At 70.0% G+C, this 6077-nt stretch carries 6 protein-coding genes; 4 read left to right on the plus strand and 2 right to left on the minus strand.

Features of this window, described 5'->3' with window-relative positions; translation table 11 throughout:
• Window positions 1–20: 20 nt before the first annotated feature.
• The gene (gene fixK / locus CVUC_RS03000; RefSeq protein ID WP_010918638.1) at window positions 21–671 is read left to right on the plus strand and encodes a transcriptional regulator FixK; all 651 of its coding nucleotides are present in this window, start codon (window positions 21–23) and stop codon (window positions 669–671) included.
• A gap of 2 nt (window positions 672–673) precedes the next feature.
• Here fixK and CVUC_RS03005 read toward each other — a convergent pair whose 3' ends face one another.
• Window positions 674–1990, minus strand: a complete 1317-nt coding sequence (locus tag CVUC_RS03005) for an MFS transporter (RefSeq protein WP_024265614.1) — start codon at window positions 1988–1990, stop codon at window positions 674–676.
• Window positions 1991–2123: 133 nt separating this feature from the next.
• On the opposite strand from CVUC_RS03005, the gene motA reads away from it, so the two are divergent.
• From motA to mnmD, 3 genes are all read left to right on the plus strand, one after another.
• Window positions 2124–2990 carry a flagellar motor stator protein MotA gene (gene motA / locus CVUC_RS03010; RefSeq protein WP_010918636.1) on the plus strand — a complete coding sequence of 289 codons (867 nt, stop codon included), beginning with the start codon at window positions 2124–2126 and terminating at the stop codon, window positions 2988–2990.
• A gap of 111 nt (window positions 2991–3101) precedes the next feature.
• Window positions 3102–3428, plus strand: coding sequence for a hypothetical protein (locus tag CVUC_RS19810; protein ID WP_024265613.1), 327 nt, complete (start codon window positions 3102–3104; stop codon window positions 3426–3428).
• 182 nt (window positions 3429–3610) lie between these two features.
• Window positions 3611–5386 carry a tRNA (5-methylaminomethyl-2-thiouridine)(34)-methyltransferase MnmD gene (mnmD, locus tag CVUC_RS03020; RefSeq protein WP_096032577.1) on the plus strand — a complete coding sequence of 592 codons (1776 nt, stop codon included), beginning with the start codon at window positions 3611–3613 and terminating at the stop codon, window positions 5384–5386.
• Window positions 5387–5638: 252 nt separating this feature from the next.
• Here mnmD and CVUC_RS03025 read toward each other — a convergent pair.
• The coding region (locus tag CVUC_RS03025) for an OmpA family protein (protein ID WP_145991834.1) at window positions 5639–6077 on the minus strand (439 nt) is incomplete at its 5' end.

The following is a 6077-nucleotide window of genomic DNA, read 5'->3' on the forward strand; positions in this document are numbered from 1 at the left end:
AACAAATGAGGGGGTTTCCCATGCTGTCTCCGATCCGCGCCAAGACGTTCGAAAACGACTACTCGCTCGACGCCGTCCTGCCCGCCCCGGGAGCCTGCGCCCGCTTCCACCGCGACGAAGAGATCTTCGGCGAGGGCGAGGCCGCCGACTATGTCTATCAAGTGATCTCGGGCGCGGTGCGCACCTATCGGATCCTGCGCGATGGCCGCCGCCAGATCGACGAGTTCCATTTCGCCGGCGACTATTTCGGCCTGGAGATGACCGAAACCCACCGGATCAACGCCGAGGCCATGTCGGACGCCACCGTGCGGATGATCCGCCGCGGCGCGCTCAGCGACCTGGCCGCCCAGCGCGGCGATGCGGCCCGGGCGCTCTTCCGCCTGACCGCCGAGGGCCTGCAGCGCTGCCAGGACCACGTGCTGATGCTGGGCCGCCGCTCGGCCCAGGAACGGGTCGTGGGTCTGCTGCTCGACATCGCCACCCGCACCCGCGCCGACGCCGAGCTGGACGTGCCGATGAGCCGCCAGGACATGGCCGACTATCTGGGCCTGACGATCGAGACCGTGTCGCGCACCCTCACCAGCCTGCAGGACGAGGGCCTGATCGCCCTGCCGACCGTCCGCCACATGGTGCTGAAGGACCGCCGCGCGCTGGAGCGTCTGGTGGCTTAAAGCTAGACGCCGCCCTCGTCGGACCGCTCCAGGCCCGCGATCGTCGCTTCCTTGTCCGCGTCGCCCTGGTTGACCGAGCGCAGCATCACCTGCCGCATCGCATAGACGAGCATGGCGAGCAGGATCACCGTGTTGAGCACGAACGGCGCCCAGCCGATCTGCTCGTAAAGCAGCACGAACAGCGGGGCGACCACGACGTTCAGACCGTTGATGGCGGCGATCGCCCCGGCGGCGCCGGCCTGGTCCTTGGCCTCCACCGACAGCGACGCCCCCGCCGTGAAGCCGGGACGGGCGAAGCCATAGCCCAGGCTGGCGATCGCATAGCCGATGGCGACGGCCGCATAGTCGGGTGCGAAAGCCACGACGATGTTACCCAGGGCGGCGGCGGCCACGCCCCAGCGCATCAGCTCGCGCGGCCCCATGCGGAACATGCGGATCAGGCCCCATTGGGCCAGAAGCCCCGCCACCGCGCCCGCCGCCATGGCCAGGGTGATGAAGCCCTGGGCCTTGATCGGCGACAGGCCCAGCTTGTCGATGATCAGAAAGCCCAGGGTCTGGGTCTGGGCCGTCTGGCAGGTGGCGACCAGAAACCCGTAGATCAGAAAGGGCTTGAGGCGCGGGTCCTTCCACAGGGCCGCCCCCTCGCCGCGCCAGGGAAGACCCATGCCGCGCCGGCGCGGCGGCGTGTCGCCCCGACCGGGCGTGAAGTTTTCAGGCAGACCGCGATGCACCACCACCAGCATCCCCGCCGCCAGGGCCGCGAAGGCCACCATCGGTCCGGCCAGTCCGACGCCGGGCAGAACGAACAGCGGGGCCAGCAGCGGCCCGACCACCGTGCCCAGGCCAAAGGCGCCGGCCAGGCTGGCCATGGTCTGGGTGCGCTCCTCGCGGCTGGTCCGTTCGGCCAGATAGGCCTGGGTCGCCGGATTGGCCGCTGAGCCGAAACCACCGAACAGCGCCCGCGCCAGCAGGAACAGCACAAAGATCACCATCGGCGGCGCCAGATGGTGCAGACCCGCCGAGACCACGATCGCGCACAGGGTCATCGACACCGCAAAGCCCGCCAGACCCAGCATGATCAGCGGCTTGCGCCCGCGCAGGTCCGACTGCCGGGCCCAGAACGGCGAGGTCACCGCCCACAGCACCGCCGACAGCGAGAAGATCCCCGCGACCAGGGCGTCAGGAATGCCGATCTCGCGGCCGATCGCCGGAAGGACCGACAACATGCCGGTGTTCCCCAGGGCGGTCGCCACCGACACGCCGAAGAGAATGGCGAACGCCCGCCGGTTGGTCCGGCCGTCTTGAGTGTCCCCAGTCATCAAACAACCGTTAGACCCGCGTTCCCGCCCGCGCAATGTGTCGCGGGCTCGCCCGCGAAGTCTCGACAGGCGAGAACCTTGGATTAATCATTAATCGGCATGATGCGCCGATAAATTCGGGGCGCGCCACACTATGTTCCAGATCATCGGCATCGTTCTGCTCTTCGCCATGGTGTTCGGCAGCTACATCATGGCTGGCGGCAAGATGGACGTGATCATCCACGCCGCGCCGCACGAACTGATGGCCATCGGCGGCGCCGGCGTGGCGGCCTTCCTGATCGGCAACTCGGTGACCGTGATCAAGGCCACCCTGGGCGGCTTCGGCACCATCTTCAAGGGCCCCAAGTGGAAGGCGCAGGACTATCGCGACCTGCTCAGCCTGCTGTTCCTGCTGACCAAGACGATGAAGTCCAAGGGCGTCATCGCCCTGGAAGCCCACATCGAAAAGCCGCACGAAAGCACGATCTTCTCGCGCTACCCCAAGATCGCCCACGACCACTTCGCCGTCGATTTCATCTGCGACACCCTGCGGATGATGACCATGAACCTGGAAGATCCCCACCAGGTCGAAGACGCGATGGAAAAGCAGCTCGAAAAGCACCATCATGAGGCGCACGGCGCCGCCCACGCCCTGACGCAGCTGTCGGACGGTCTCCCGGCTCTGGGCATCGTGGCCGCCGTGCTGGGCGTCATCAAGACCATGGGCTCGATCACTGAGCCGCCGGCGGTGCTGGGCACCATGATCGGCGGCGCTCTGGTCGGTACGTTCATGGGCGTGTTCATGGCCTATGGCCTGGTCGGCCCGATGGCCACGCGCCTGGGTGGGGTGCTGGACGAGGACCATAACTTCTACAAGATCATCCAAGCGGTTCTGGTCGCCCACCTGCACGGCAACGCCGCCCAGATCTCGGTCGAGATCGGTCGCGGCAACGTGCCCAGCGCCTATCAGCCCAGCTTCGCCGAGCTGGAAGAAGCCCTGTCGCAAATGCCCAACGAATAGGTCGGGGACACCCTACCGACTCGTAACTTGCGCGGCCTCTCGAACCGGTATTCCTTTCCGAGCCGAAGACGTCGCCGCCAAGGCGACGCGGCCAATCGAAGGGGAAACCTCATGACCTCCACCCTGATCCGCAAGCTGCTGATCGCCGGCGTCGCCGTCTCGGCCCTGTCGCTGGCCGCCTGCGGCAAGAAGGAAGAAGCCGGCGCCGACGACGCCGCCGCCAAGGCCGCGGCCGCTGACGCCTCGACCGTGACCGACGCCGCCTCGGCCAAGGACCAGGCCGCCGCCGACGCCAACAAGGCCGCCGCCGACGCCGCCGCCGCGCCGGTCGATCCGGCCGACGCCGCCGCCGCCGGCGCCACCTCGACGACCGCCCCCGCCGAAGCGGCCGCGCCGGCCGAGGCCGCCAAGCCGGAAGAGAAGAAGGCCGCGCACTAGGTTCGAGAAACCTCGCCCTTCGACAAGCTCAGGGTGAGGTTTTCGACGGCGAGCGCACAATAGTCCTCACCCTGAGCCTGTCGAAGGGCGAGGACGGGCTCACCAGCCTCTCTCAAAGGGCCGTTCCCTGGAACGGTCCTTTTTCGTTGACCAGAGCCCCTCCAAGGCGCTGTACGAGCCCCATGACCCCCACCGCCCCTTCCCCGCTGGTCTGGCGCGACGATGGCCTGCCGCGGTCCAGTCTGTACGGCGACGTCTACTTCTCCAGCGTCGATGGGCTGGCTGAGACGCGGGCGGTGTTCCTGGCCGGCTGCGGCCTGCCCGAGCGCTTCGCCGAGCGGCGCGACTTCGTGGTGGGCGAGCTGGGCTTCGGCTCGGGGCTGAACATCGCCGCCCTGCTCGATCTGTGGCGACGCGAAAAGCCGCCCGGCGGCCGACTGCACATCTTCTCGATCGAGGCCCACCCGCTGTCGCGCGACGAGGCGGCGCGGATCCTGGCCCACTGGCCTGAACTTGGCGAGGCGGCGCAGGTGCTGCTGGACCACTGGCCCGGCCGCGCGCGAGGCTTTCATCGGGTGGACCTGCCGGGGTTCGACGCCGTGCTGGACCTGGCGGTGATGGATGTGGTCGAGGCGCTGGAGGCCTGGGACGGCCTGGCCGACGCCTGGTTCCTGGACGGCTTTTCTCCCGCTCTGAACCCCGCGATGTGGCGCGACGAGGTGCTGGCGGCGGTCGGCGCGCGCTCGGCGCCCGGCGCGCGGGCGGCGACCTTCACGGTGGCCGGCGCGGTGCGTCGGGGCCTCTCGGCGGCGGGCTTCGAGATCGCCAAGCGCCCCGGCTTTGGCCGCAAGCGCGAACGTCTTGAGGCCTGGCGACCGGGTGCGCGGCCGGTGGCGCAGCGGCCCGAGACCCTGGCGATCATCGGCGGCGGGATCGCCGGCGCCGCGCTGGCGCGCGCGGCCCGCGCGGCGAGTGTCGAGGTCACGGTCATCGACGATCCGGACGCGGTGGCCGCCTCAGGCAATCCCGCCGCCCTGGTCACCCCGGCGCTGGATGCGGGCGGCGGTCCGCGCGCGGCGCTTTACGCCCAGGCCCTGTCTCGCGCCGTGACGCTGTACGAGGCGCAGCCCGACGCCGTGCTCGCCCGCGAGGTGCTGCAGCTGGCCGCCGGCGAGCGCGACCCCGCCCGCTTCGCCACGGTCGCGGACCAGGACCTGTTCGAGCCCGGAGACATGCGGACGCTGAACGCCGACGACACCCGCGCTCGCCTGGAGACGCCCACGCCTGCGCTGGCCATGGCGGGCGCGCGGGTGATCGCGCCGGCCGAGGTGACGGCCGCCTGGACGGGCCCCGTCGTGCGTCGTCGGGTGGCGAAGGCCGAACGCGACGGCGAGGGCTGGCGACTGCTCGACGCGGCGGGTGAGATCATCGTGCGCGCCGACCGGCTGGCCCTGGCCGGCGGCGCGGCGGGGGCGGATCTGCTGGCCGAGGCTCCCCTGCGCCCGGTCCGGGGACAGGCCAGTTGGACGCGCGGTCATGGCGCCCCGGCGACGGCCTTTGGCGGCTACGCCATCCCGACCCGCGAGGGCCTGCTGTTCGGCGCCACGCATGACCGCGACGACACTCAGACCGACGTGCGCCCCGAAGACCACGCGCGAAACCTCGCGACGCTGGCCAAGGGCCTGCCGGCGCTGGCCGCACGCCTGGCGGGCTCGACCTTCGAGGGACGCGCGGCCATCCGCGCCACCACGCCCGACCGGCTGCCGTTGGCCGATCTTCGAGAAGACGGCGTCATCGTTCTGACCGGCCTGGGTTCGCGCGGCTTTTGCCTGGCGCCGCTGTTGGCCGAGCATCTGGTCGCCCGCCTGCTGGACGTCCCCTCGCCGCTGCCGCGCCAATTGTCGCACCTGCTCAAACTGACGCGTTTCGACTCGCCTGTGACGCGTAGCCGCGTATAGTCGAACGCGGTTATCGGAGCTTCTCCGGCGACGGCGAAACGCTCTGAGCCCCACGAGAACACATCTGGCCGGCGCCCCCTTAAAAGCCGGCCACGTGACGGCGGACCGCCGCCCTCTTGGCCCGCCGGATCAGACGCTCCCGACGCCCCATCGGGAGCGTCTTTTCGTTGGGCGCTCGGCTCTGAGATCACCCACCCAGAAAAAAGGGGCCGGCCTCGCGGCCAGCCCCCAATTCCAGCGATCAAGGCTTCCTTATTGGAAGTTGATCGAGACCGACGAACGACGGTTCAGCGGTTCCTTGACGCCATCGCCCGTCTCGACCGCCGGGGCCTTTTCGCCCTTCCAGTCGACCGCCACGGTGGCGGCGTTCAGGCCCATCCCGACCAGACCGTCGGCCACGGCCCGCCCACGGCGTTCCGAGAGCTTGCGGTTATAGGCGTCCGAGCCCGAGGTGTCGGTGTGGCCGGTGACCACGACGCGGGTCGCGTTACCGCCCTTGGCGTAGTCGGCGGCCTGCTGGACCACGGCCTGGGCTTCCGGCGTCAGCACATACTGATCGAACGGGAAGTAGACCACGAACTCGCGCGCCTCATAGGCCGGAGCGGTCGGCGGCGGCGGCGGCGGGGGAGCCGGCTCGGGCGGAGGCGGCGGCGGCGGCGGAGGCGGGGGCGGAGGCGGCGGAGGCGGCGGG

Source organism: Caulobacter vibrioides, assembly GCF_002858865.1.
GTDB classification, from domain to species: Bacteria; Pseudomonadota; Alphaproteobacteria; order Caulobacterales; family Caulobacteraceae; genus Caulobacter; species Caulobacter vibrioides.